The sequence below is a fragment of the Fimbriimonas sp. LA-C6 genome (assembly GCF_055398105.1).
Genome location: NZ_AP038796.1, coordinates 1,065,788 through 1,091,318 on the forward strand (window position 1 = coordinate 1,065,788; position 25,531 = coordinate 1,091,318).

At 52.6% G+C, this 25,531-nt stretch carries 22 protein-coding genes; 8 read left to right on the forward strand and 14 right to left on the reverse strand.

What is annotated here, in order from left to right:
• Positions 1-31: 31 nt before the first annotated feature.
• Positions 32-817: an ABC transporter permease gene (locus ACZ51B_RS05035; RefSeq protein WP_464296144.1), complete on the forward strand. Its 786-nt coding sequence runs from the start codon at positions 32-34 to the stop codon at positions 815-817.
• Here ACZ51B_RS05035 and ACZ51B_RS05040 read toward each other — a convergent pair.
• Genes ACZ51B_RS05040 through ACZ51B_RS05065 form a run of 6 tightly spaced genes read right to left on the reverse strand, consistent with a single transcriptional unit; the run spans position 814 to position 9,129 of the window.
• On the reverse strand, positions 814-3,153 hold the full coding sequence (locus ACZ51B_RS05040) for an LPS-assembly protein LptD (protein WP_464296145.1): 2,340 nt from the start codon (positions 3,151-3,153) through the stop codon (positions 814-816). The genes ACZ51B_RS05035 and ACZ51B_RS05040 overlap by 4 nt on opposite strands.
• A complete protein-coding gene (locus ACZ51B_RS05045; RefSeq protein WP_464296146.1) occupies positions 3,150-4,244 on the reverse strand; it encodes an LptF/LptG family permease in 1,095 nt (364 codons plus the stop codon). The genes ACZ51B_RS05040 and ACZ51B_RS05045 overlap by 4 nt, the downstream gene beginning before the upstream one ends.
• Positions 4,241-5,020, reverse strand: coding sequence for a hypothetical protein (locus tag ACZ51B_RS05050; RefSeq protein WP_464296147.1), 780 nt, complete (start codon positions 5,018-5,020; stop codon positions 4,241-4,243). The genes ACZ51B_RS05045 and ACZ51B_RS05050 overlap by 4 nt, the downstream gene beginning before the upstream one ends.
• A gap of 10 nt (positions 5,021-5,030) precedes the next feature.
• On the reverse strand, positions 5,031-5,738 hold the full coding sequence (gene plsY / locus ACZ51B_RS05055) for a glycerol-3-phosphate 1-O-acyltransferase PlsY (protein WP_464296148.1): 708 nt from the start codon (positions 5,736-5,738) through the stop codon (positions 5,031-5,033).
• On the reverse strand, positions 5,735-8,371 hold the full coding sequence (locus tag ACZ51B_RS05060) for a [protein-PII] uridylyltransferase family protein (RefSeq protein ID WP_464296149.1): 2,637 nt from the start codon (positions 8,369-8,371) through the stop codon (positions 5,735-5,737). Before ACZ51B_RS05060 ends, plsY begins: the two co-directional genes overlap by 4 nt.
• Positions 8,368-9,129, reverse strand: a complete 762-nt coding sequence (locus tag ACZ51B_RS05065; protein ID WP_464296150.1) for an endonuclease III domain-containing protein — start codon at positions 9,127-9,129, stop codon at positions 8,368-8,370. Before ACZ51B_RS05065 ends, ACZ51B_RS05060 begins: the two co-directional genes overlap by 4 nt.
• A 63-nt stretch (positions 9,130-9,192) precedes the next feature.
• Here ACZ51B_RS05065 and ACZ51B_RS05070 point away from each other — a divergent pair, with 63 nt between their 5' ends.
• Positions 9,193-9,615: a hypothetical protein gene (locus tag ACZ51B_RS05070; RefSeq protein ID WP_464296151.1), complete on the forward strand. Its 423-nt coding sequence runs from the start codon at positions 9,193-9,195 to the stop codon at positions 9,613-9,615.
• Here ACZ51B_RS05070 and ACZ51B_RS05075 read toward each other — a convergent pair.
• Positions 9,612-10,043, reverse strand: coding sequence for a thiol-disulfide oxidoreductase DCC family protein (locus ACZ51B_RS05075; RefSeq protein WP_464296152.1), 432 nt, complete (start codon positions 10,041-10,043; stop codon positions 9,612-9,614). The two genes, ACZ51B_RS05070 and ACZ51B_RS05075, sit on opposite strands and share 4 nt — an antisense overlap.
• 23 nt (positions 10,044-10,066) lie before the next feature.
• Positions 10,067-11,272: a pyridoxal phosphate-dependent aminotransferase gene (locus ACZ51B_RS05080; protein ID WP_464296153.1), complete on the reverse strand. Its 1,206-nt coding sequence runs from the start codon at positions 11,270-11,272 to the stop codon at positions 10,067-10,069.
• 82 nt (positions 11,273-11,354) lie between these two features.
• On the opposite strand from ACZ51B_RS05080, the gene fsa reads away from it, so the two are divergent.
• The 3 genes from fsa (at position 11,355) to rfbA (ending at position 15,124) form a co-directional block, all read left to right on the forward strand.
• Complete coding sequence (gene fsa / locus ACZ51B_RS05085) at positions 11,355-12,011, forward strand: fructose-6-phosphate aldolase (RefSeq protein ID WP_464296154.1); 657 nt, start codon at positions 11,355-11,357, stop codon at positions 12,009-12,011.
• A gap of 53 nt (positions 12,012-12,064) precedes the next feature.
• A complete protein-coding gene (gene tkt / locus ACZ51B_RS05090; protein ID WP_464297169.1) occupies positions 12,065-14,053 on the forward strand; it encodes a transketolase in 1,989 nt (662 codons plus the stop codon).
• Positions 14,054-14,248: 195 nt separating this feature from the next.
• Positions 14,249-15,124: a glucose-1-phosphate thymidylyltransferase RfbA gene (rfbA, locus tag ACZ51B_RS05095; protein WP_464296155.1), complete on the forward strand. Its 876-nt coding sequence runs from the start codon at positions 14,249-14,251 to the stop codon at positions 15,122-15,124.
• Here the strand turns inward: rfbA and gmhB are convergent.
• From gmhB to ACZ51B_RS05110, 3 genes are read right to left on the reverse strand one after another with little or no spacing between them, the layout of a single operon-like run.
• Positions 15,099-15,617, reverse strand: a complete 519-nt coding sequence (gmhB, locus tag ACZ51B_RS05100; protein ID WP_464296156.1) for a D-glycero-beta-D-manno-heptose 1,7-bisphosphate 7-phosphatase — start codon at positions 15,615-15,617, stop codon at positions 15,099-15,101. The two genes, rfbA and gmhB, sit on opposite strands and share 26 nt — an antisense overlap.
• Positions 15,618-15,629: 12 nt before the next feature.
• Positions 15,630-16,667, reverse strand: a complete 1,038-nt coding sequence (locus ACZ51B_RS05105; RefSeq protein WP_464296157.1) for an NAD-dependent epimerase/dehydratase family protein — start codon at positions 16,665-16,667, stop codon at positions 15,630-15,632.
• Positions 16,664-17,611, reverse strand: a complete 948-nt coding sequence (locus tag ACZ51B_RS05110; protein ID WP_464296158.1) for a UDP-glucuronic acid decarboxylase family protein — start codon at positions 17,609-17,611, stop codon at positions 16,664-16,666. Before ACZ51B_RS05110 ends, ACZ51B_RS05105 begins: the two co-directional genes overlap by 4 nt.
• Positions 17,612-17,692: 81 nt before the next feature.
• Here ACZ51B_RS05110 and ACZ51B_RS05115 point away from each other — a divergent pair, with 81 nt between their 5' ends.
• Entirely contained in the window at positions 17,693-18,787 is a 1,095-nt protein-coding gene (locus ACZ51B_RS05115) for a mannose-1-phosphate guanylyltransferase (protein WP_464296159.1), read from the forward strand.
• Here the strand turns inward: ACZ51B_RS05115 and ACZ51B_RS05120 are convergent.
• On the reverse strand, positions 18,784-19,161 hold the full coding sequence (locus tag ACZ51B_RS05120; protein ID WP_464296160.1) for a hypothetical protein: 378 nt from the start codon (positions 19,159-19,161) through the stop codon (positions 18,784-18,786). The genes ACZ51B_RS05115 and ACZ51B_RS05120 overlap by 4 nt on opposite strands.
• Entirely contained in the window at positions 19,151-20,215 is a 1,065-nt protein-coding gene (locus ACZ51B_RS05125; RefSeq protein WP_464296161.1) for a TIGR03790 family protein, read from the reverse strand. Before ACZ51B_RS05125 ends, ACZ51B_RS05120 begins: the two co-directional genes overlap by 11 nt.
• A 305-nt stretch (positions 20,216-20,520) precedes the next feature.
• On the opposite strand from ACZ51B_RS05125, the gene ACZ51B_RS05130 reads away from it, so the two are divergent.
• The gene (locus tag ACZ51B_RS05130; RefSeq protein WP_464296162.1) at positions 20,521-21,810 is read left to right on the forward strand and encodes a UDP-glucose dehydrogenase family protein; all 1,290 of its coding nucleotides are present in this window, start codon (positions 20,521-20,523) and stop codon (positions 21,808-21,810) included.
• A 5-nt stretch (positions 21,811-21,815) separates the two neighbouring features.
• On the opposite strand, the gene ACZ51B_RS05135 is transcribed toward ACZ51B_RS05130, so the two are convergent.
• Entirely contained in the window at positions 21,816-23,036 is a 1,221-nt protein-coding gene (locus tag ACZ51B_RS05135; RefSeq protein ID WP_464296163.1) for a glycosyltransferase family 4 protein, read from the reverse strand.
• Between the two features lie 377 nt (positions 23,037-23,413).
• Here ACZ51B_RS05135 and ACZ51B_RS05140 point away from each other — a divergent pair, with 377 nt between their 5' ends.
• Entirely contained in the window at positions 23,414-25,474 is a 2,061-nt protein-coding gene (locus ACZ51B_RS05140; protein WP_464296164.1) for a polysaccharide biosynthesis tyrosine autokinase, read from the forward strand.
• Positions 25,475-25,531: the final 57 nt, after the last annotated feature.

A 25,531-nucleotide genomic window follows, 5' to 3' on the forward strand; every position in this document is an offset into this window, starting at 1 on the left:
TGAAGCAATCGTACCGCTCTAAAATAGGGTTATGGGTCGATACTGGCGAATCTATCGAACGTTCTTTAAGAGTTCCTTTGCTCGGGAGCTGGAATTCAAGGCGAATTTCATCGCCAAGATCCTTCAGAACGCCACTTGGATTGCGTTTTTTGTGGTGATCATCTTGGTGGTTTATAGCCGGACGGATTCGATTGCCGGTTGGAAAAGGGGCGACACGATGCTGTTGGCGTCGAGCTTGTTCTTGATGACCTCTTTTTCTGGAGCGTTTTTCTTTTCCTTAACGGAGATTCCTACCCAGGTGCGGATGGGGACCTTGGATTTCATTGTCACCAAGCCTATCGACAACCAGTTTTGGATCAGCACGCGGCGCTTTAATTTCGACCAGATTGGGACCTTGATCGCTGGAATCGGGATGCTGGTGTATGGAGCGATTGAGAGCAAAATCGCTGCTTCACCGATGCAATGGGGCGCGTTTGGTTTGTTGCTGGTGTGTTCGCTGGTGATTTTCTATTCGTTTAACCTGGCGCTAATGACCACGGGGATTTGGCTGGTGAAGGTTGATAATCTTTGGGTGTTGAGCGAGTCGGTGACTGGTGTCGCTCGGTATCCGCTGGACATTTACAGCCAGGGATTGCAGCGGTTTCTTACTTTTGTTGTTCCCTTGGGCTTCCTGGCGACCGTGCCGACACGGCAGCTGGTGGAGGGGTTTGATGGGACGATGCTGCTTGTCGGGATTGCTTGGGCGGCAGCTTCTTTTGTGGGGTCGCGTGTTTTTTGGCGGTTTGCTTTGAAGCACTACTCCAGCGCGAGCAGTTAGAAGTCGCGGCCCGTGCCATAGCCGATGGGTTGGCCTCGGGTGCCAGCTCCGAAGGGGAGGTCGAAGGGGAGTGCCTTGATGCGCATGAGGAACTGGATTTGGCGGCCTGGGCGGAATCCAGTGGTGGTCTCCTGAACTGAGAGGATGGCCTCGGCGCAGTGGAGGTCGTAGATGAGGTTGTACTGTCGGTTGTCGAACTCCTTGAGATAGCCGTTGTAGGTGAGGGCGGCGCTTATTTTGAGACGGCCTATCGTTAGGTTCTCCATGTACAGGTTGGCGTTGCTCCAGGTATGTGCGACGCCGTCGTAGCGGCTTCCGAAGCTGATGAGGGTTTCACCCGAGGCATAGGATAGGTCGAGGCGGGCGTTGTTCCAGATTCGATTGAAGGTGTCGTAGCTGTAGAGGCCTCTTGCCAGAAACCTTCCGTTGGGGTGGTATTCGGTGCGGACGCCCACCTGTTGCCAGCCTGTGTTCTTACCTACTTGCACTCCGTTTACATATTTGCTCTCGATGCTAAGGATGTCGTATCCGGTTTGTGCGCCGATGAGGAACGACTTGATGGGCCTGGCGCTGAGATCCATGCTGACGAAGTTGGTTCTTCCGGTTCGGTCTAGCGGTAGCGGCGAGGAGCCGTAGGGGCGGAGGTAGTTGTAGCGGAAGTTAAGCCCTGTGTCGTTTCCGAGTGAGTAACGAACGGCGGTTCCGAAATTAAGGATGTATTGAGCGAGGTCGTCGCTGTAGATGGACTGCTTGAAGTCGCCGCTGTAATCGATATTGAACCGTGACGGAGAGTTCCCAACTTTGTTGAAGTTGAAGTCGAACGATGTTCGCGTGATGGGGTCGCCTTTGAGTGGGTCTTGGTATTGCCCCCAAGCGAGACTCGTGCGGAATGGGAACGCTTTGGCCGCTGAATCTCCGAGCAGACGCTTTGCATCGGATTGGAAGGTTAACACCGGGGTTCGGTCTGAGCTTCCTGAACTTCCCTTGGTGTCACCAATTGGGACGAGGCGCTGATATTCCAGGGAGGCCGTACCTAGCGCAACTTCTTTATCGCCCTTGAAGCGGACATCGAGTTGTCGGTTTTCTGAGCTGAATCCTGTGGATGAGGATTTGTTGTCCAGCAGGTTGAGGTCTAGGTTGGTGCGAGCTGTAGGCCCGAAGAAACGTTGATCGTTTAGGCCGATGGTCTGGCTGACCGTGCTGTAGCCCGACGCGGAGCTGCTGCTCCGGGAGAAGGAGATGCGGTCTGTGCCTCGATCGCCTTGTGGAAGGGTGAAGACGGCGCGGCTGGACAGCTGGGTGGTCCCTGGCGAGGTGAGGTAGTTGTCCTGCTGGTAGTCGTTGGCGATGTTGATCGATCCCCAGCTGAAGGTCTGCCGGTGATCGTTTGAGAACGTGATGGTTTTGCCCGTTCCGAAAATCTTATAGAGCTTGGCGACGCCGTTGGAGTTGCGTTGGTTGTAGTAGTAGTCCGCACCAAGCCCAAGACCGAGCTTAGACATGTAGTCCTCGTGGGTGACGAGGTAGTTGTCACCTTTGAGTGGGATGGCCCAGGTTTCTTTAATGTAGTAGCCTTCGTCCTCACTTTGTCCGACTACGGGGAGGTTCTTGTAGTTTCGGTCGTCGAGAGGGATTAGGAGGTACGGGACTTTGACGATGGTTCGCCCGAAGAGCCGTATTTTGGCGTTTCGGAGGATGGCTCGCTTGCCGGGTTTGACGTCGGAGCTTTCGGATTCGATATCGAAGTGGGGCTGTTCGAGGTTGCAGGTGGTGAAGTCGCCGTTGTAGGTGATGGTCCTGTAGCGGTCGCCAGAGGACTCCCTGCCTTTTACGTAAAGCTTGTCGGTTAGGTGACCTTGAAGCAGCTTGGGATCGATTTGGGATTGAGTGTCTTGTGCAAGGTAGTTTTCGTGGACGAAATCGATGGTGATCTCGTGGCCCGACACGACCATGTCCACTCCATCGATGGACACGTTGCCCGTGAGGGTGAAGACCTTGGTTTTGAGGCTGCCTACAACTTTGTCTGCTAGGACGCGATAGCCTTGGACTAGGAACGCACAGTTCCCTTCTAGTTCGATCTTATCGCCCTTCTTCCGCTGGTGGTCGGCGTGAATCAGGCGGAAGGCTTTCTCTTGACCTAGCTCGTCCGGGTCTGTGGTTTTCTTTGCGGGAAGCCCTGGGAAGCCAGAGAGAAGCGTGGGGTTGCCAGACGTGATTTTAACGAGTTGATGGTTGAGGAGCGTGCGATAGGCATCGTTAAACAGTTCTCCATCAACTTGTGCGCTCGCTTTGCCTGCGCATACGAGTCCGAATGAGAGAGCTACTACGCGTCTCACTCCAACCGCCTAAGCGCAAGGAGGCCCATGACTCCAAAAAGGATATTGGGGAGCCAAGCTGCTAGCCATGCTGGGATGTAGTCGTATTTGGGCAGAATGACCGTAGAGATGATGTACGCGTTGTAGTAGAGGACAACCACTACGAGGCTCACGAGCACGCCTACGAAGCCACCGGAGCGGGCAAAGAAGACCGCGAAGACTGGGCTCGTGATGGAGAAGATGGCGCAGGAGGCGGCTACAGCGTAGCGTTGGAACAGCTCGACTTGGTAGGGCTTTGGGTTGCCTTTGGCTTTTACAGTTGAGAGGATGCTTGCGCGCAGTTCGGCGGTGGGCATCTCTTGGAGTCGGCCGCTGTTGTAGCCGATGGAGTTGCTAAAGAGTTGGTCGAGCGCTTGGCGCTGATTGATGACCATATCTTTGGCTTGGATGGGGAGGATGTTGATTCCATCCACTTGGTAGACCATCGCGTTTTGGAAGCGCCACACGTTGTTGAAGTAGCTGCCGGTTTTCGCTGTGATGAGACGGGTGACTGAGTCTTGGGACCGTTCGACCAGCATGATGTCTTTGATCTGGACTTGGTCGTCTTTGGTGCGCTGAACCTGACCGAAGGAAGCAGCGTACTTGTCCAGTTGGATCAGCCTATTGGTCGCGAAGTTGTTATCGACGATGCCTAGGATGGCGTTCTTGTTGGCGATCTCGGCGGCTTTTCGCTCGGAGATTGGCAGGATCTTGTCGACCATGTAGAAGTCACCCAGTCCTACAAGCGCTCCGAAGAGAAACATTGGGAAAACGACACGAACGACGCGTACGCCGGCTGCTCTGAGGGCTGTCAACTCCGACTCACGAGCCAATCGCGTCATGGCGAGGGCCGCGGCAAAGGACATACCGGTGGGCAATGTGAGCTTGAGGTAACCCGGCGTTTGGTACAGGATCCACTGGAAACGTGCGACGAGGGGGATGTTTTCGAGGTTGAGTTCTTTGGCGATCGCGATGTAGGAGTTGGCCTGGAACATCATGACGATGGTGAGGGTTCCGATGAGAAACGGAACCACCATCTCGCGGATGATGTAACGGTCCAACCGGATTCTCACGCTTGTTTGACCTCTGGTTTCCTAAAAGCTAGATACACGACGCCTCCTGACACAGCGAACAAGGCGAGGATCACGAGGATGCTGAAGATTGGGGGCAGAGCCGTTGCTGCTGGGATTCCCGCGATAGTTGCTACGAGGGTGATCCATGCGGCGATGAGTTTTTGCCCAGCTTGCTTGTTGAAGACTTTTCCACGAGCACGATCATAGAGGAACGGCGCGCCGCACTGTCGGCAGTGTGTCCAGCCGGGCTGGCAGAGGGTATGGCACTCGATACATTCGATTGGAGCAGCGCCATCTGCTTTTTGTGGCCGCATTTTCCATTTCTTCAGGAGCTTGTGTTCCTCTCCGAATAGATGCTGTGGCATCTGACCGATGACGGACTCCCCGATGGCGATGGCGTGGGCGGTCATTCCTACGTTGTAGACGTGAATCGCTAATTTGAACTTGCCCATTGGGTTGTCGGGTCGCTGACCGATCATTTCGTACGCTCGCCCGATCATGTCTACATCGATACTCTTTAGCTCTCGTCTGTCGAGTGCCATACGGATAAACGGATACATCACCATGGTGAGGATGACCATGCTGAACGTCACGGGTGGCATCCACGGGAGGGGGGGCTTCAAGGTGATGTAGCCCAGTGCTACTCCAATTGAAATGCCCAGAACACCGCTGGGAACGTCCACTTCCCCGCCGATCATCCAGTGGATCAGCGAGACAATCCAGAGCATGAGCGGAAACCAGACGGAGCACCCAAAAATGACGGCAAGAAAATCCATGTATTTATGCCTAGCTCAGAGCTACATCTTCGGACGGTTTCTCTGTGGTTAAGGGTTTTGCTATTTGCGGTTGTTTTTCTGCGTCTTCTGATTTTTGAGCGTCAATGGTCTTTTTGAGGCTGAACTTTGGCTCGGTGCCTTCTCGGACACGCTGGAAGTTCTTGCGGTGGCGCCAGGCGATGAAGGCTGCGAGGATGGCGAAGATCGGGAGAAGCTGATTGGTCTGGTTGGGGACAATCAGACTGAAAAGGAGCACGGAGGTTACGCCGACCACACTGGCCACAGACACATAGCGCGTAATGAGGAAGATGATTCCGAACAGTCCAAAACAGAGTGCTGCAACGATTGGGCTGGAGCCGATGATGGCGCCGAGGGAGGTGCTGATGCCTTTACCGCCCTTGAAGCGCAGGAAGGGGCTAAGGCAATGTCCAATTACAGCCGTCAAACCTACACAAAACCAAACGAACTGCGCATCAAAAACTCCAAGCTTGGTTGGCACTACCCAGTGGGCGATGACGGAAGGGATGAGGCCTTTGAAGACATCTAGAACGAAACAGGTGATTCCCCAGCCTTTGCCCATGACCCGGGTCACGTTGGTCATGCCAGGGTTTCCGCTGCCGATTTTGAGGATATCGATTCCGTGTGAGCGGCAAATGATGACGGCAAAAGGGACCGCCCCAAGGAAGTAAGCGAAGATGAATAGGAGGAGTAAGTTCAACTCGATATCCTTCCTACGACGTTTTCGTAAAGACTCCTCACGTCACCGATTACTTGGTCATGCTGCTTCATGAAACTCTGCACGTCACTTATCTCAAACCCGGCTGCCAATCTACCCAGCTTCTCACTATTTTCGGGCAACAGGTTCTCCGGAAAATCGAGGAGAGCGATTCTGTTCCGGAGCTGCAATAGGTAGGGATGAGCCGAACTCAGAAGACTTGCTTCTTCTCTCGTTAGCATGGAGGCTTGCTCAAGCTGCTTGATTCGATCCTTCATGGAGTGGCTCTGACCTGCATTTGTACTTACAGGATGACGCATTTCGCAGAGATGTACCAGCCACTCGATGTCGTTGAGGCCACCTGTGCCGAGTTTTACGTCTCGCTTGGCTAGGTGGGGTTGGACCCTTTCGGTCTCGATTCGGCGTTTCATCGCGAGCAGCTCATGGAGTTCAGCTGAGTCGATGGCGGGCAGGTACGCGGCGTCTTGGACGAGTTTGAGCACCGATTCTTCGCCTGAAATGAGACGGGCGTGGCCGAGGGCGAACCTCTCCCAGAGTTCGATGTCTTCGTTTCGATAAGCTTCAAAGCCTTCGAGAGTTCGGACTAATAAGCCTTTGCCACCTTCTGGTCGGAGTCTTAGGTCTACGTTGAGCGAGGCACCATTTCTCGAAAGCTCTCGGAACATCGCTAGGAGGTCTTGGGCTTTCTGTTCTGCCGCTCGGTGGTTTCCTGTGGTGAGCAAAAGCAGGTCTAAGTCGGAGTGGACACCGAATTCGAAGTTGGCAAAGCTGCCGAGGGCGATGACTTGGAGATCGGCATTGAGGCGCTCCAAGCATTGGAGCAGCAACTGCTCGGCTAGCTGGGTGAGTTCTTGGCAGAGGTCAAAGTCTGGAGCGAGTGTCCAGCGCGCGCACAGCGTTGTTCGCGATGAGACGTAGGCTTGTGCCAGAGTCTTGAGCGGTGCTGACGAGGCGATCCTTTTGAGGCGAGCACATGCATCCGTAGGTTCTTCAATTTCGCCGCTCAGAAGGAGTTCGGTGAGAGGCACCGAAGATTTGAAGTTGGTGATGAGCCTTGGTGCTAGGTTCAGAATTGTCTTTACTCGGCTCAAGCTGTCTTGGTTTAGGTGGAGGCTTTCGTAAAAAGCGTCCGACTCGGGGAGTACGTCAAACCATTGAAGGAGCACTGAGGCGAGAGTTCCGATCTCTTTGGCCACTTGGTCTCGGTCGTTCTGTTTTGGCTCTTCTAGGCCGAGGACGGATAAGTAGAGTGAGTGGATCGACTGGCGGTGGAGGTTGAGCGTGTGCTCTAGTTCCGGCCATGCGGCGAAGTCCATGAGCTTGGCAAGGCCCTGGCGGGCGGTGGGTGAGGTGGGTATCTCGTGAGTCTGCTGATCGCCTACGAGTTGCGTTCGGTGTTCGAGCTTTCTTAAGAATGTGTAGCCTTCAATGAGGACATTCGCGATGGCAGGTTCTAGCAGCGAGGCTTCGGAGAGCGAGCGGAGTGCGTCGCAAGTCTGCTTGGATTGGAGTTCTGGATGTTCGTAGCCGTTTGCTAGTTGGATGATTTGGGTTAGGAACTCGACGTCTCTGATGCCGCCTGCTCCGCGTTTTAGGTCGTATGAGGATGATTCTTCCTCAATTCGGCGGCGCATTTTCACCATCTCTTCTAGGGAGATGTCGCTCAGTTTGGGGCGGAAGGCGATTTCGCGGATCATTGCTTCCCACCGCTCGGCGATGTCTGCACCGGCTACTTGGCGGGAGCGGAGGAGGGCTTGGACTTCCCACGGTTCGGCGTAGAGTTTGTAGTACACCTCGGTGCTCGACATGCTTCGGAGAATAGGTCCTGCGCCGCCGTAGGGACGGAGTCTGAGGTCGACTCGGTAGATGAATCCACGTCCCATTCGGTCCGTCAGCGCTCGGCCGAGTGCCTCGCAGAAGCGCGCGCATTCTCGGTCAGTCTTTTCGTCGAGGCCATCTTGGAGGATGTATACGAGGTCAACATCCGACGAGTAGTTAAGCTCTCGTCCCCCTAATTTGCCGTATGCGATGATGGAGACGGGACACTCTTCCGGGAGTCCTTTTGCAGCGGCGATGGGTGGCCATACGACTTCCAGCGCCAACTGAATGAGAGCTTCCGCGAGATCCGACAGCACTTGCCAGACGGTCTCTTGTGGCCAGGTGCCCGAGAGATCGCTGAGGACGATGGGGATGGTGTGGGACTGCTTGAGAAACCTGAGTCGGTCGAGGGAGTGCGATTGCGATGTCGAGTTTTTCAGGAGTGCTCGGCCTTCGGAGAGCAGGGACGCTATTGAGGGAGGCTCGAAGGATGTTCCAGGCTCGAGCACAAGACTAGCCAGTTCCGGGTTTTGGATAAGCGAGTCAGCGATGGGCTGGCTGGCTCCTAGGAGGGTCATGAGAAGGCGCGCCAGGTTTGGATATCCTGCCAGTTGTTCGAGGTGCAGTCGCGGGCTTGAAGTTGCTCTAACCCAGCGTTCTAAGTTGGTAAGCGCAAGATCGGGCGCTGCGTTTCCTACCAACGCATTTTCTAAGGCGGACTCGAGGGGAAAGCCGACGAACTGTTCTAGCCTCTCGCAGGTTCTGGCGGATGCTTCGGGATCGGCGAATGGGATCACTTTGCTTTCACGGCCTTGGGTTTGGTGGCGGGTTTCTTTCTTGCTTTGGAGAGTTCGAGCTTGCGTTTCTCGGGGCCACCCTTCTTGAACCACTGACAGAGATCTTGGACCGTACATGTTTCACAGCTCGGTAGTGGCGCTCTACAGGTGATTCGTCCGTGCTGAATGAGAGTGGTGTGATACCGAAACGCGAAATCTGGTGGCACGATTTCCAGCAAGAGATCGTGGGCTTTGTTCTCTCCGATGTCTTCTGGGATGAGACCTAGTCGCCATGAAACTCTGTAGACGTGTGTGTCTACTGGGATTGCTTCTTGTCCGAGGGCGAAGCAGAGGACGATGCTGGCAGTTTTCGGTCCTACACCGGGTAGTCGGAGGAGCCAGTCGCGCGCTTCGAGGGTAGGAATCTTCCTCAGATGCTCTAAATCGTAGTTTCCTGCTTTTTCTTTTATTTGCTGGAGGCAGGCGATGATGCTCTTCGACTTTTGATTTGCGAGTCCTGCTTTGCGAATGACGTCGGCTAGTTTTTCGGGACCTGCATCGACCACGTCCTGCCAATCCGGGAAGGTCTCTCGAAGTCGGGTGAAAGCCGGAAATGAGTTCGCGTCGCTGGTATGTTGGCTCAGAATACAGCTGACAAGCTCTTCCATTGGGTCGAATCGGGAGATCATTCTGGGACGGCCATAGACCGCCTCCAAGCGTTCGATAGCATTGCGTACGGACTCCTGTCGCTTTGCCTTTCCCCTTACGATCACCGGCATACACTATGAGGATACTGCCCCAAGGTCCCTAATTCGTATCAAAAGCGGTCTACACTATGCGCTATGCGAAATCGTATCGTGGTTGGAATGGCCGCACTGGCACTCGTAGCTGCAATGACTGGGTGCAAGAAGGAGCCAACTATCATTGGCAAGTGGACCGGCACAATGAAGGGTCAGGAGACTTCTATAGAGTTCAAGGACGAGAAGGCCTTCAATATCGACGCAAAACTGCCAGTGGGAGACATCACGCTGATTGGCGAGTATAAGCTTGAAGGCAAGAACCTCACGCTCAACTTTAAGGATGTTAAAGTCAAGACAAACAAGCCTGCAAACGACCAGAAGCTTGCAGACATGATCAAGCCTTCGCTCAAGGAAGAAAAGGGGACTGCCGAGTTGAAGACGGCAGATGAGCTCGCGCTCACCCTTAAGGGTCCTGATGGAAAGGACAGCACAGAAATTCTTAAGCGCGTAAAAGACAAGGCTTAAGGCAGAAATCGTTTACGGAGAGCCGGTGCTGGGACGATGCAAGCATCGGCTTTTCCGAAGATTCGGTATCGGTTTTTAGCAATCAGCCGATAGATCGCATCGCGGAGGGGTCTAGGGCAAAGCTTGCCAAGTACGGCGATCTTGCCGAAACCTCCAACTTCAATCAGGGCATTGAGGATCGCTGAGGATCGCTCAAAGGTGCCATTGGAGTTTGCCAGGATGATGGAGCCGAACTCTGTTTGGCCCTCCTCTATTCCCAGCACTTCCCTCGCTGTTCCGCCTTGCAAGGGTGCAAAACGCAAGACACCTTTCTTATCAAGACGGATTAGGAGTTTCACAGATCGGTCGCAAAGGCCACAAACTCCGTCATAGAAGACAACGGGGCCGTCCGAAACAAGTTCCTGGAGCTTGTGGCTATCGATTTGCATTCCTATCTCTTACTACTCGGAATCTAGGCCTCCGTTCTTCCTGGGTAGACCTTGAGTGCTTCCGAAAGGCAGCGCATGGCGGCCTCCAGTTTGTCTTGCTCCAGGACGTATGCAAGTCTCACCTCGTTCTTACCTAGACCTGGGGTGATATAGAAGCCCGTGGCAGGTGCCATGAGAACCGTTTGACCTTCGAACTCGAAGTCTGTGAGGATCCATTGGCAGAACTTGTCTGTGTCGTCGATTGGGAGTTTCACGATTGCGTAGAATGCCCCTTCGATCTTGGGACAAGTGACTCCTGGCATCTTGGAGAGTTCCGACATGAGGATGTCTCGGCGGGCCATGTACTCGCTTCGCATTTCATCGAAGTACTCAGGGGGAGTCTCTTTCAGCGACGCCTCAACACCCATCTGATCGAGTGTTGGGCTGCTAAGTCTGGCTTGGCCAAACTTGAGAGCCGCGTCCATCACTGCTTTGTTCTTGGAGGCAAGGAAACCGACTCTCGAACCGCAGAGTGAGAATTTCTTCGAGGCTGAATCGATCATCACGGCATTCTCTTCCAGTCCCGGGATATTGAGGACAGACATGAGGGTTTCGGAGCCGTAGTAGAAGTCTCGATAAACCTCATCGACGATAAGGAACAGGTCTTTTTGTTTAGCGACTTCGGCGATCTCTAGCAGTTGCGATGTTGGGTAGACCGTGCCGGTTGGGTTGCTTGGGTTGCAGAGAAGGATGCCTTTAGTTTTAGGGGTGATCTTTGCAACGATGTCGGCAGTTTTCGGCAGCGCGAAATCTTCATCGATGTAGGTGGTGATGGGGACTAGCGTGATTCCGGCTGTGACTGCAAAGCCTGCGTAGTTGGCATAGAACGGCTCGACGACGATGAGCTCGTCACCTGGGTTGAAGCAGCACAGGAAAGCGAAGAGTGTTGCTTCCGACCCGCCTGTGGTCACCATGAGGTTGGACGCTTCTACGTTGATTCCATGCTTGCGATAGTCGTTGGCCATTGCCTCGCGGAGAGTGGCAATTCCTGCGCTATGGCAGTATTCGAGGGTTTTGATGCCGGTGTTGCCTACAGCGTCCCAGAAAGGCTTGGGAGAAGCCACGTCGGGTTGTCCGATGTTAAGGTAGTACACCTTGGTGCCCTTTTTCTCTGCTGCAACTGCGAAGTCGACCAACCGTCGAATTGGCGAGCTTGGCATGGCAATAGTTCGATCTGCGAGCTTTGGCATTGTTTGAACGTACCCGTTTGGAGAACCAAGCTGCGCCATAGAAGGTGCAAGACGGTACACGAATGTTAGTAAACTAGGGTTCATGAAGCTATTCGTAGACACAGGCGACGTTGAAGAGGTTAAACAGGCTGCTGAATGGGGGATTTTGGATGGCGTAACCACCAATCCCACTTTGATCGCAAAGTCTGGGAAGGGCTTCAAAGAGACCGTTCTCAAGATCTGCGAGCTGGTTCCAGATGGCGACATCAGCGCAGAAGTAGTTGCAACTGACTACGACACGATGCTGAAAGAGGCTCTTGAAGTTAGCTCTTGGCACCCACAGATTGTCGTAAAGGTTCCTCTGATTGAGCCTGGTATCCAGTTGGTCAAGACCCTGTCTGACAAAGGCATTCGCACGAACGTGACGCTCGTTTTCAGCGTTCCTCAGGCGTTGATGGCTGCAAAGGCTGGCGCTACTTACATTTCTAACTTCGTGGGCCGCGTAGACGACCTTGGTGCTGATGGAATGGAAGCAGTGCGACACAGCGTCAACATGATTGACACCTACGGCTTCGATAGCGAAATTCTGGTGGCTTCCATTCGACACCCAATGCACGTTGTTGAAGCGATCCAGGCTGGAGCACATGTCTCAACCATGCCTTTTAAGATCATGGCGATGCTGTTCAAGCATCAGCTCACTGACAAAGGTTTGCAACAATTCCTCGCCGACTGGGATAAAGCCGGTCTATCGATTCTCTAAATCGGTAATACCGCCGAGGAAACTCTCCTCGGCGGGGTACCCTAGCCATGTCTATGGAATCTGGCCGGGACCTCCAAACGCGAAGTATTAATACGATTCGCGGTCTTTCTCTCGACGGTGTAGAAGCTGCTAAAAGCGGACACGCAGGACTACCTTTGGGTGCTGCGCCTATGGCTTATGCTCTCTGGTCGCGACACCTTAAATTCGACCCGAAGTCGCCCAAGTGGTTTGATCGAGATCGATTTATCCTGTCGGCTGGCCACGGTTCGATGCTTCTCTACTCCCTTCTTCATCTCACGGGATATGCCCTTCCTCTTGATGAGCTCAAACAGTTCCGACAGCTCAACTCGATGACCCCAGGTCACCCGGAAAACACCCACACACCTGGTGTGGAAATGGCAACCGGCCCACTTGGACAGGGTGTTGCTCACTCCGTCGGTTTTGCTATTGCAGAGCGGTTCCTTGCGGCTACCTACAACAAAGAAGGCCACAAGATTGTCGATCATTACACCTACGCTATCTGCTCTGACGGCGACCTTATGGAAGGTGTTTCGAGCGAGGCAGGCTCGTTGGCTGGTCACCTTGGGCTGGGTCGACTGATCTGGCTTTACGACGACAATGGTATCTCGATCGATGGCCCGACAAGCATCTCGTTCACTGAGGATGTTGGCAAGCGATTTGAGGCTTTTGGGTGGCACATCCAGCATGTTGATGGCATGGATGTGGATGCTGTTGATCAGGCCATCGCAAATGCTAAGGCTGAGACGAACAAGCCTTCGCTGATCCTTGCGAAGACCGTCATCGGTTTTGGAAGTCCAAAGCTGGCCGGAACGAACAAGGCCCATAGCAATCCGTTCGGTGCAGACGAGCTAAAGGCTACTAAGGAAGCTTTGGGGATTCCCCTTGAGCCAACTTTCTTTGTTGCTGACGACGTTCGGGCTGAATTTGAGAGCTTTGGCGCGAAGGGTGCGGCGGCTCATTCAGAGTGGGACGAAGCCTTCAAAAGCTATGCGGCGGCATACCCTGAGGAGGCAAAGACCCTTCAGGCGGCTATCGACGGTTCGCTCGGAGCGGGTTGGTTGGAGGCTCTTCCTTCAATCGATGCGAAGGTGGCAACACGAAAGGCTAGCGAGACCGTGATCAATGCAGTTGCTTCGAAGATTCCTTCTCTGCTTGGTGGAAGTGCGGATCTTGCCGAGAGCAACCTTACGACCCAGAAGGGATTTGGTGAGTTCGAACCTGAGAGTCAGGCTGGCAAGAACATCAACTTTGGTGTTCGCGAGCACGGCATGATGGCGGCAGTGAACGGCATCAACCTTCACGGCGCAACCCGTGGCTTTGGCGCATCGTTCATGATCTTCAGCGACTATGGACGGCCAACTATGCGGTTGGCTGCCCTGATGCACTGTCCTTCGATCTTCGTGTTCACGCACGACAGCGTCGGCGTGGGCGAAGACGGTCCGACTCATGAACCGGTTGAGCAGTTGATGTCTCTCCGTGCGATTCCCAACTTCAACCTGTTCCGTCCAGCGGATGGAAATGAGACAGCCGTTGCTTGGAAGTTGGCACTGGAATCGAAAGAGACCCCGACGTTCTTGGCGCTTAGTCGACAGGCTCTGCCCCCAGTGACTCCTGCTGATGTTCGCAATCACCCTGCTGAGAAGGGTGCTTATGTTCTGGCAGAGGCAAGCACAGGCACTCCTAAGCTGGTTCTTATCGGAACAGGTAGCGAGATTCAGCACTGTCTTGCCGCGAAGGAGACTTTGGAAGCAGAAGGAGTTCCTACACGAGTGGTGAGCTTCCCCAGCTGGTTCTTGTTCGAGAAGCAGACTGCTGAGTATAAGAGTTCCGTTCTGCCGAAGGAAGTTCCCACTCTCTCCGTCGAAGCCGGTTCCACTCTTGCTTGGCCCAAGTACTCTACGGCCCAGATTGGTATTGACCGATTTGGAATTTCTGCTCCTGGTGACACAGTCATGGCGGAGTTGGGCTTCACTCCGGCCAACGTGGTGAAAGTCGCTAAAGAGCTGCTGGCTAGCAGCTAAATGACAGAAAACCTTGCACGGTGCTCAAGCGTGCAAGGTTTTTGTTCCTGGGCTAGACAGTCTTTGCTGTCTGGTTTGGGAGGTCCACTACCTTCCACTCAGTTCATTCCCCAAGCAAGAACACACTTGCTTGGTTGATTTACGGGCTTGTTTCCAGCATTCGGCATCCGAAGTCATGATAATGAGGATTCATACATGAAGAGGCGTGGAATTATCCTTGCGGGTGGCTCGGGCACGAGGTTGTACCCACTCACTGTTTCCGTAAGTAAGCAGTTGATGCCGGTTTACAACAAGCCGATGATCTACTTCCCTTTGACCACGCTGATGTTAGCTGGCATCCGGGAGATCCTCATCATCACGACACCGGAAGACCAGGCAGCTTTTAAAAAGCTACTCGGAGATGGATCGGCATGGGGCATCGAACTCGTGTATGAGGCCCAGCCTAAACCTGAGGGCTTGGCGCAGGCTTTTCATATTGGCAAGGATTTTGTGGGGGATGACTTGGCCACCCTGATCCTCGGGGACAACATCTATTACGGCCAGGGTCTTCCTGACCTGCTTAAGCGAGCTTCTGCGCGGACGGAGGGAGCTACGGTGTTTGCTCAACGCGTGAAGAATCCTCGTGACTACGGTGTCGTTGCATTTAACGATCAACAGCAGGCGATCAGCATTGAGGAAAAACCGGAGCATCCGAAGTCGAATTTCGCGGTGACCGGTTTGTACTTTTACGACCGGCAGGTCATTGAATATGCGCGGGATCTAAAGCCTTCAGCTCGTGGCGAGTTTGAGATTACCGACCTGAACCGGATCTATTTGGAAGCAGGAAATCTCAACGTTGAGTTGATGGGGCGTGGTTTTGCTTGGCTGGACACAGGATCGCATGAATCTCTGCTTGAGGCGAGCAACTTTGTGGAGACCATCGAGAAGCGCCAGGGGCTTATGATTGCTTGCCCTGAAGAGGTTGCTTACTCTCAGGGGTACATCGACAAGGATCAGTTCCGCGAACTCGCCAACCGGCCGATCAAGAGCGAGTACGGTCAGTACCTCAAGCAGTTGGCAGAGGCTCTTTAGACTCGATTTCTTTAATGAAGGCGAGCAGGTCGCCGCCTTCGAAGAGATATCCAGAAACACCGATGGCTGCACCGGCGGCTAAGTCTGAATTCTTATCCCCGATGATATAGCTGTTACTGAGGTCTATGTCGAATTCTGTCAGGGCTTGCTTTAGCATTCCCGGGTTTGGCTTGCGGCATTCGCACTCGCAGGTAAATGCGTGGATTGTGCCTGATGGATGGTGGGGACAGTAGTACCACTTATCTACTCGGGCTCCGCGAGCTTTGAGTTCCTCGTCGATCCAGCTTGTGAACTCTAGAAATTGCTCTTCGGTGTACATTCCTCGGGCGATTCCAGATTGGTTTGTGACAACAAGTACGTACCGTCCCTGCTCGTTGAGGTGTCGGATTGCCTCGGGGGCGTTTTCGACGAACTCGAAGCGATCAGCCGTCGAGATATAGCCGTGGTCGATATTGATCACTCCGTCACGGTCTAGGAACGTGGCAGGACGCATGGCTTGCATGAGCTAGAGTTGGATCCTTGCAGAGGGCTGCAGGCAGTATTCCTTGTACCAAGCTGCAAACTGCGCGACGCCTTGCTCAATGCTAACTGAAGGCTTGAATCCCACGGCTGAACTCAGTTCGGTGATGTCTGCCCACGTTTCTATTACTTCACCTGGTGGAAGGGGCATCATGACTTTGACCGCTTGGCCACCCATTTCACGTTCTAAGATGTTCACGAAGTCCAGGAGATTCACTGGAGCACCTCGGCCGATGTTGAATACACGAAAAGGAGCGGTGGATCGTGCTGGATCGGTTTCGAGTCCTGACCACGATTCAAATCCTTGCGGGATGTGATCTAGGACAGCCAGAATTCCGTTCACAATGTCGCCGACAAACGTGAAGTCACGCTTCATGTTGCCCTGATTGAAGAGACGAATCTCTCCGCCTTCTGCAATTGCTTTTGCAAAGAGCATTGGCGCCATATCCGGTCGTCCCCAGGGTCCGTAAACGGTAAAGAAGCGGAGCCCGGTGGTTGGGAGCCCATATTGGATGCTGTAGGAGTGAGCCATAAGTTCGTTGGCTCTTTTGAGTGCTCCGTAGAAGCTCACGGGGTGATCGACGCTGTCTTTCTCAGAGAAAGGCATCTTGACGTTTGCCCCATAGACTGAACTGGATGAGGCGTATACGAAGTGCTTGACATCTCTTCGTCTGGAGAGTTCGAGGATGTTCGCGAAGCCGAGTCCGTTGGATTGGGCGAACACATCGGGTCTTTCTGATGAGTATCGCACACCGGCCTGGGCGGCCAAGTGAAGGACAACTTCAGGCTTGTGCTCATCAAAGACCGCTTGGATCTCGGGCAGGCTGGCGACATCTCCACGAACGAAGTGGAAGCCTTTGTAAGCTTCCAATCGTTCGAGGCGGGCTTTCTTTAGCTCAACTGTGTAGTAGTCGTTAAGATTGTCGAAGCCAACAACTTCGTGTCCTTGACTCAGTAAAGCCTCGGCTGCATGGTAACCAATGAAGCCTCCGGCGCCGGTGATAAGGATGGGACGATCACTCAAACTGTATGTCCTCTATCGATTCTACCTTTGAAGTATTCGATAGTCTTTGCAAGACCGGTCTCGAGACTCGTGCTTGGCCTCCATCCAAGGATCGAATTTGCTCTCGTTAGATCAGGCCGTCTCTGCTTTGGATCGTCGACAGCTGCATCCAGGTGGATAATTTTGCTGTTTGATCCCGTTGCTTTGATGACTTCCTGCGCAAACTCAAGAATTGTGCGTTCCTCAAGGGTTCCAATATTGACTGGCTCACGATAATCGGAACTTGCAAGTTTATATACGCCATCAATGATGTCTTCATAGTAGCCAAATGACCGGGTTTGTGAGCCATCCCCATAAACGGTGATGTCTTGGTCTAATAGCGCCTGTTTGACAAAGTTGGGAACGACACGTCCGTCGTCAAGACGCATCTTGGGGCCGTAAGTGTTGAAGAACCTCACGATGCGTGTGTCTAGCCCATGGAAGTTTCGATATGCCATGGTCATGGCTTCGGCATATCGCTTCGCTTCGTCGTAGACTGCGCGAGGTCCGATTGGGTTTACATTTCCCCAATACGTTTCTGGCTGTGGGTTAATCTGCGGATCGCCGTAGACTTCGCTGGTTGACGCCAGCATGAACTTGGCGCCTTTTGCTTTGGCGAGTCCCAAGGCGTTGTGCGTGCCAAGCGCGCCAACTTTCAGCACTTGGATCGGAAATCGCTTAAAGTCGTCTGGACTAGCAGGGCTTGCAAAGTGGAACACAAAGTCAACTGGTCCGGCAACATATATGTAGTTGGAGACGTCATGTTTGATAAATCGGACTCGGTCGTCACCAACAAGGTGCTCGATGTTGTCAGTCGAACCTGTAATCAGATTATCGATGATAACGACTTCATGTCCTTCTGCCAGCAAACGGTCGACGAGATGAGACCCTAGGAATCCACTACCACCAGTAACTACAGCGCGCATGAGTTGATTGTGGTGCCTAATAGTCAACAAGTCAAGCAATCCAGTGATAAGGTCAATGGGTAAGGTACGTTGAAAGCAAGAATGAACACTCCTGAGGAACTACAGAGCCGTCCGAGACGGAAAGGAATCGTGATTGCCGGTGGCTCTGGAGAGAGATTCTGGCCTCTTTCTACGCCTCAGCGCCCCAAGCAATTGTTAAAGCTCACCCACCCTTCTGAGACGATGCTTGAAGAGTCTTTCAACCGAATTTCGCCACTATTTGGGCGTGAAGGGGTGTTCATTGCCACGACAACCACGTTGATCAAGCCTGTCACGGAGGCCAATATCGCGTTGATTGAGAACGTGTTTGCAGAACCCGCAAAGCGCAATACACTTGGAGCCTTCTGTTGGTTCACCGCCCAGTTGATAGCGCGTGGAGAGCAAGATGCGACACTTGCGATTGTTACGGCGGATCACATGATTGGTGACGCAGCCGCTTTTCAGGGAACTCTTATACATGCGATGGAAATCGCTGAGACTCGTGGAGGTTTTGTGACAATTGGGATCACACCTACACGACCTGAGACCGGGTTTGGTTATATCGAGGTGGACCATTCTCAACCAACAAGTGATCGGGCTTGGAAGTCATCGAGATTCCGTGAGAAGCCAGACTTAGCGACTGCTGAGCAGTTCTTGAGTGCTGGGAACTTCTTGTGGAACAGCGGCATGTTCGTCTTTACAATCGCTTCTCTACTTTCAGAACTCGGTGAGCTTCTACCGGATGTGAGAACTGTGATTGATCAGATATCCCAGGCGCTCAAGGCTAATGATCAGATTGCAGCCACAGAAGCTTTTGAAAAACTTCCTAATGTCTCCATTGATTACGCTGTGATGGAGAAGGCTCGCGACGTCTATGTTGTCCAAGCAGATTTCACTTGGGATGATGTCGGTTCGTGGGATGCTTTGGGTCGGACGTTTGCACAAGATGCAGACGGCAATGTGACCCAGGGCAACGTTGTGGCGCTCCATTCGAATAACTGCATTTTGGTGAATGAGTCTTCCCGTCAGGTGGTGGGTGCCTTAGGATTACAGGACATTGTGGTGGCCGTTACCGACGATGCTATTCTCGTGTGCTCAGCATCTGAGGCACAGAATGTTAGAAAAGTGGGCCAAGCATGTGCCGAGGCAGTTCGTTAGCCCTGAACCTGTAACAAAACCTTCTGTTGGAAGGTTTCGCCGGTAAATTGCCAGCTTCCCGTCTTGTATAGGGGGATCGTCTTTTCCACTTGAGAATCTGGGTTCAGGTCGTATTGAACGAAGCCTCCTGAGCCGGGAGATTGCGCCCCAAGTTTGCAAGCTTTCTTTCCATCTTCCAGAATAAGTCGCGCAGGAAGTTTAGGCACATCAATGGTGATGGCGTCGTTGCCTGTGCTGACACTGAAGCCAGTGACAGTAGTCCATTTGCCTTCCGGAGCCTTGGTGTTCGTTACGGGTGCCGGTTTCGAACAACCCAGGATGTAGGTCGCTGTGACGGCGGCGAGCATCAGTCGGCTAAGGTATTTAACTTCCATTCTTTGCATAAGGGGCACACAGCGGATCTCCTATCACGAGATCCTTCCACTTGATCACTGGCGAAGCCATATAAAAGCTCTCCGCTAAATTAAACCCGCTTAGGTATCGCTCAAACAAAATGTTTGGCCTTGCAAGCGCAATGGTGTAAGGTTCGCTGACATATCCCTTGACACCCGTTAGACCTTGAGCAATGAGGTCTGCAACGAGACTTTGTCCTCCGATGGTGCGGTTAAAGGTTCGGCCGCTTGTCGAAACGAACGTTTCGCCCACAGATCCATTTTTGAACTTTAACCGGTGGTATTCAGCTGGGTCAAACTTGCCATCATTGCTGCCCCAACTTGCGTATCCCATGAGGGGCTGAGTAGGGGCTACAAACTCTGGAGTTTCGTCTATGTAGACGCTGAGTCCTTTTGAGCGCAATTCAGTTTGAGCGAGGGACATGGTAGCTTGCAAACTCCCGTAGCTGTCCTTCTTCCGGTTCTCGGCTTCGTCCATGAAGAACAAACCCCGCTCAGGCTTAGCTTGAATCGATCGATCGACGAGTGCTTTTGCGTCAGCCACGGTGTAGCCATCCAGCCTTGTAACGAGGTAGAGGCCGAACTTAGCATGAGAAAACCTCTCGCGCTTCTCGAAGTATGGGTTGAGTGAGCGAATGATCTGGTCTCTGGACGGTCTTGCCGGCATCAGCGGGACATTCATGTCCATGGAAGCCAATAACGAATCGACTGAGCATCCGTTTTCTTTGACTCTTATTGGAACGAATTTCGTCAGGACGACATAGTCAAGCTTGCCGCGCTTGGATGATAAGAACTTCTTAACGGGCGCTAATATTAACGTTTGATACTCACCATCTCGAATCTCCTCGGAGGGTCGCACCTTTACCCCGAAGAGGTTGGTTGCCGGGATATGGCGCTTCGCGGCATAGTAGCGAGCGATGAGTTGGCTTTCCTTGCTTGCAAGGTTGTACACGACTGCAACCTTCGTAGGCGAAACACGGCCCATTTCGGGGGTCTTTAAGGTTCTCAGCAAAACCCAACTTGCCGCCAAAAACATTAAAAGAGTATACGATGCGACACCTGTCGAGCCGATGTTTCTTCTATTCGGAAAGGTACAACAAGGTACAGTCTGTGCTTGAGGATTTACTAGGTATGTAGTTTATCTTCCCGGAATTTGACCAGCGCCGTTGCAGATCCTAATTCCACAAAAGCTCATCATGATGGCGGTTTCGATTCAGTTTTCGAACTGCGTTGAAATCCTGGCACAGAAATTGCTTCGAAGGAAGCGCGACCGCACGCTGAAAGAGAGGTTGGAGCAAATTCGCTCAAACTCACTCGTAAAATTTAATTTGAGAATACAGGATGAAAATTGGAGTAATTGGCACAGGATACGTTGGTCTCGTAACGGGCATTGTTTTGGCAGACCTTGGGAACGACGTAATTTGCGTAGATAACGATCAGAAGAAGGTTGAGATGCTTCAGAAAGGCATCCCACCCATTTATGAACCTGGCATAGAGGAGATGCTCAAGCGAGGTCTTAAGGATGGATTTCTCCGAATCAGCACCTCGATTGCCGAAGCGACAGAGCATGCCGAAGTCATTTTCATTGCGGTAGGAACTCCCCCGGCTGAAGATGGAACTCCTGACCTTACCGCCGTGCGTGCTGTCGCCACCTCCATCGCCAAGAGCATCAAGCACCATGTGGTGGTGGTGAACAAGTCCACCGTTCCAGTTGGATCAGGTGACATGGTTGAGCAGATCATTCTCGATAACGGTGTTGACCCCAGCCTTTTCGACGTCGTCAGCAATCCAGAGTTCCTTCGCGAGGGGTCTGCCATTTCCGACACCTTGCGACCTGATCGCATTGTAATCGGAGCCAAGAAGCGAGAGGCTGCGGTCAAGCTGGTTGAGCTTTACGCCACCCTACAGGCTCCTATGATCGTCACAGACATCAACTCTGCTGAATTGATTAAGTACGGCGCGAACTCCTTCCTCGCGATGAAGATCTCGTTCATCAACGCGATGAGCCGGATTTGCGAGCAGTGCGGCGCTAACATTGCGGATGTTGCAAAAGGCATTGGGATGGACAACCGTATCGGTATGCCGTTCCTACAGGCTGGGCTGGGCTGGGGCGGAAGCTGCTTCCCTAAGGACGTTCACGGCATGATCAAAACAGCCGAGAAGCTTGGATACGATTTTGATCTGATGCGAAATGTAGTCGAGATCAACGACGCGCAGAGTGCTCACTTCTTAGATCGGCTTCGCAAGAAGCTTGGAGGCTTTGAAGGCAAGACCATTGGAATGATGGGCTTGGCGTTCAAACCGAATACAGATGACATCCGCGATGCGAAGTCACTTCTCATGATTGAGGAGATCACTAAAGAGGGCGGCACTGTTCGGGCTTATGACCCAGTTGCGATGGAACGGGTGAAAGCTGTGTTTCCTGATCTCACCTATGTGAACTCCATTTACGAAGTAGCTCAGGACTCTGACGCGCTGATCTTGGCAACTGAGTGGAATGAGTTTAAACAGCTCGACTTGGAGCGATTGGGATCGACGATGAAGACCCGAATTCTGTTCGACGGTCGTCGAATCTACTCGCGATTGCAGGCCGAAAGAGCCGGCTTTCACTTCGAAACCATTGGCTCCTAGATTTGCTACCTCTTAGCTACCTCGGATAGAAGTTCTTTTATCCGAGTGGTTGTTGCACTGCGGCTGTATGCTCCGGCACCAGCCGCTTTTGCATTTTTAGCCATGGTCTTCACTTGCTCGGGGTTTTCCGCAAGGCTTCTTATTGCCCTTGTTAGTTCTTCTGAGTCCCCTTGGGTGACCACTACTCCGCACTTGACTTCTTCAATTGTGAGAGCGATTTCGCAGGTTTTGTCCACAACTGCAACAGACGGGCTGCCTGCACCAAGATAGGCATAAAACTTACTCGGAACGCATGTGCCTTCGAGTCCTTTCTCCATGGTTACTAGGCAGGCATCGGCTGCACCGAGCAAATGTGGATACTCCTCATCGGAAACAAATGAAAGGAGTTCGACATTGCTTATCTTCTCGTTTGCGACACGGTCTTCAACGTGTTGGCGCTGTGCACCTCCTCCCACTAGAACGAACTTCATATGGGGTGCATCTTTCTCAAGGTTCTTGGCTGCATCCAGGATGCTGTTGAAGTCGTGATATTTGCCGAAGTTCCCTGAGTAAAGCAAAACGAATGTTGCGTCTCCTCTGTATTTCGCGCTTTGAGCAGGATCGGATTGCGCCTCCTCGGCATCAATGGCGGCACCGATCGGTATGACCGCAATTTGACTCTTTGGGAGCGAGTACACGCGCTGCAATCGGTCAGACATACATTGACCGATGACAAGAACACGATCGGCTGTTTTCACGCTTTTGTTTTGGAACCAGTGCATGAGGCGCACGAAGAGGCTTCCTTCCGCCATGACTCCAAGACCCAGTACCCGGTCTGGCTCCATATCATAAATGCAGTAAACGAAAGGGATTTTGCGCAGCTTCTTTGCAATCGAGGTAGCCGCTACGAGAAAAGGAGGAGCGCTAGTGACGAACACCACATCGGGCTTAGGCATGGTGAGTAACTTCCAGAGTGCTCCGAATGTGAGAAGCCAGTTACCGACGGTCCGTAGTGCTGTACCCGAGCGATTCCAACCAGGAGCACTCACTCGGTAGATATTGATGCCGTTCCAGTCTTCAAAACGATCATAGTTCTTATTTGGGTCGTGGTAGGCAGGCCTGCCGGTTATTGCGTATACCTCTAGCCCTGATTCGTCTTTGAGGCGTCTGGCAAGATCAGAAACGACGTTACCAGTGCCAGTGAGATTGTCTGGGAAAAAGAACTCAGTTAGAACGCAAACCTTCAAATAAAAAACCCCTCGTAAAGCTGGTTAATTGCCCGCTATTGGTTATGGTCAGTTTAGGCAGAAGTTAAGGGATTGCCTTAAGAAATACCTGGTGTGTGGAACACTAACTGAAGGCGACGCATCACAGCATTGATGAGGACGCATTGAGCTTAGCAATTGGATGTAAAGTGTACCCAGAGCGATACTCTGGTGGTATTTTTAATAGGATCCGTGCAATGTGGAGTGAAAAGCGTCTCTTAAATGTTTCATGCTATGGGCGTTTACGAGAGAGAAGGTTTGGATTGCACGGGTGATTGCAGGCAAAAAGGGCCGGTTGGCTCAATAATTGCATTCTCCGCAGAGCATGGAAGCGTCTCGGCGCTGGTGTTGAGCATCATATGATCAAGGATTCACAGCAAGTTCAAGAGGATCAGGGTCTGAGGGAGTTTTTTGGAACTCTGAAGAGACAGAAAGGAATTATTATCCTCGTGGTAATCGTCGCCGCAGTCCTCGCGGGCGTCAAGACGGTAATCACCGAGGCGAGCTATCGAACGGTAGTTCGCATCTTGGTTGATGCACAGACACCTACCTCCACTCAAGAGCGAGCTGACCCGGTCAATGCGGTTCTAGTGCCAAACGTTGCACCAGAAGTTCAAAACCAGATGGAAGAGCTTGCGAGTCCGGACATCATTCAGCGCGCTTTCAACACCGCACAGGTTCCGGCTCCAAATGAAGTTGATCTTGCATCCGGTCGTCTGGTGGTTGTTAAGCAAGTCAACACTAGTTCTGCCATCGACATTGCCATCGAGCTCTCAAACGAAGACAGATCGTCCAAAGTTGCAGCTGCGTTTCCTACGGTTTACAGCGAAATCTTGACCAAGCGACGTAAGCAAGAGCTAGCCCAAGCGACTGAAGTGCTCAAAGGGCGTCTTGATTCTGAGACGGCAAAGCTTGAGGCGGCTCGCCAGGCTTTCAACAAGTTTGAAATTTCCAATCCGCTCGATAACCTAGAAGGCTCTCTTCAGGAGCGGGCTCAAAGGTTGAGTGGGGCAAAATCCACCGTTCAAAATTCTGAACAGACCATTGCAGGCCTAGAGAAGAAGATCTCAACGTTAATTGCTGAGCGGCAAAAATTTAAGAAGAAGGTGGATACATCCATCTCCGAAACAAATCCGCAAGTTGAGGCGCAGCGTAAAGAGCTGGTTCAGCTGAAGGCACAGCGTGCGAACCTAATTACGAATCTCGATGAGTCGAGTCCTGAAGTCAAGGCACTTGACGCGCAAATCAAGGTTCAACAGGATTACCTGAACTCGCTTCCTGCGATTCGTAAAGTTAACAGCGACGCACCCAACCCGATTCTACAAAGCTTTGAGGATCGAATTGCGGAGACTCGTGCAAGTCTAGACCAGGCCAAAGCAGAGCGCATTAAGGCAGAAGCTGGTCTTGAAGCGGCGAAGAAGGATCTTGAGACGGTCACGAAGGTTCAACCTGAGCGTCAGAAGCTCATCCAAAATCTCGCAAAGCAATCCTCCACTGTTGATCAGTTAAAGCGAGACTTCGATGAGTTCAGCTTTAAGAGCCAAACGCAGAAGGACCCAGTTCGGGTAATTAATATTTCTCGCCCTGAACAAGTTGAGCCTCAGCCTGTGAAGAACATGATTGCTGCGCTCATCATTGGAATTGCGTTAGCTATTCCTCTGGCGCTTTTCAAGGACAAACTTGAGGATCGAGTTACTTCGACGGACGAGGTCTATGGCCTGATGGGCAGCCCTCCTATTGGCGCGGTTTCAACCTCCAACCAGCTGATGGGGCGCTCTACCTTCTCCAAGAGTGCATTGTTGGAAAGCTACCGTGCTCTTAGGTTCAACATCCAGTTGGCTTCTCAAGATTTGGTGGTTCAGTCACTTCTGATAACAAGCACTTCTTCTTCCGAAGGCAAATCTGAAATGAGCCTTAACCTTGCGATGGAGTCTGCGACTGACCAGCGTCGAACCATATTGGTCGACACCAATATTCGCCGCCCAGTCCTCCACAAGAAGCTCAACCTTGAGCTGTCACCGGGCCTTACAGATTACTTAACGGGTGCAGCTACGCTTGAGCAGATTTTGAAACAGACTTCGCAAGAAAGGCTGACTCTAATTCCGGCTGGTACGAGCAATACTAATCCTACCGACCTGTTGGCGTCTGAGAAGATGAGTGAGCTTCACCAGGAGTTGCGAAAGCTAGCAGACATCGTCATCCTGGACGGCGCTCCTTGTACTCTGGCGGCAGATGCCCGAATCCTGGCTCGACTCGCTGACGGCGTGGTCTGTGTCGCTCAGGTTGGAAAGACAAAGCGAAGAGCGCTTAAGTATGCGATCGAGATGCTTCGCCGAACGAACGCAAGAATTCTTGGCGTGGTGTTTAGCGACAGCAGTCGCAAGCCCGGCTCAGATCCGTTCGCCGAACCGGGTTGGTGAGGCAGAGTCCGTAAAACTTAATGAGGTGCTTGGTATCTGCTAAGCACCTCGTTTCAT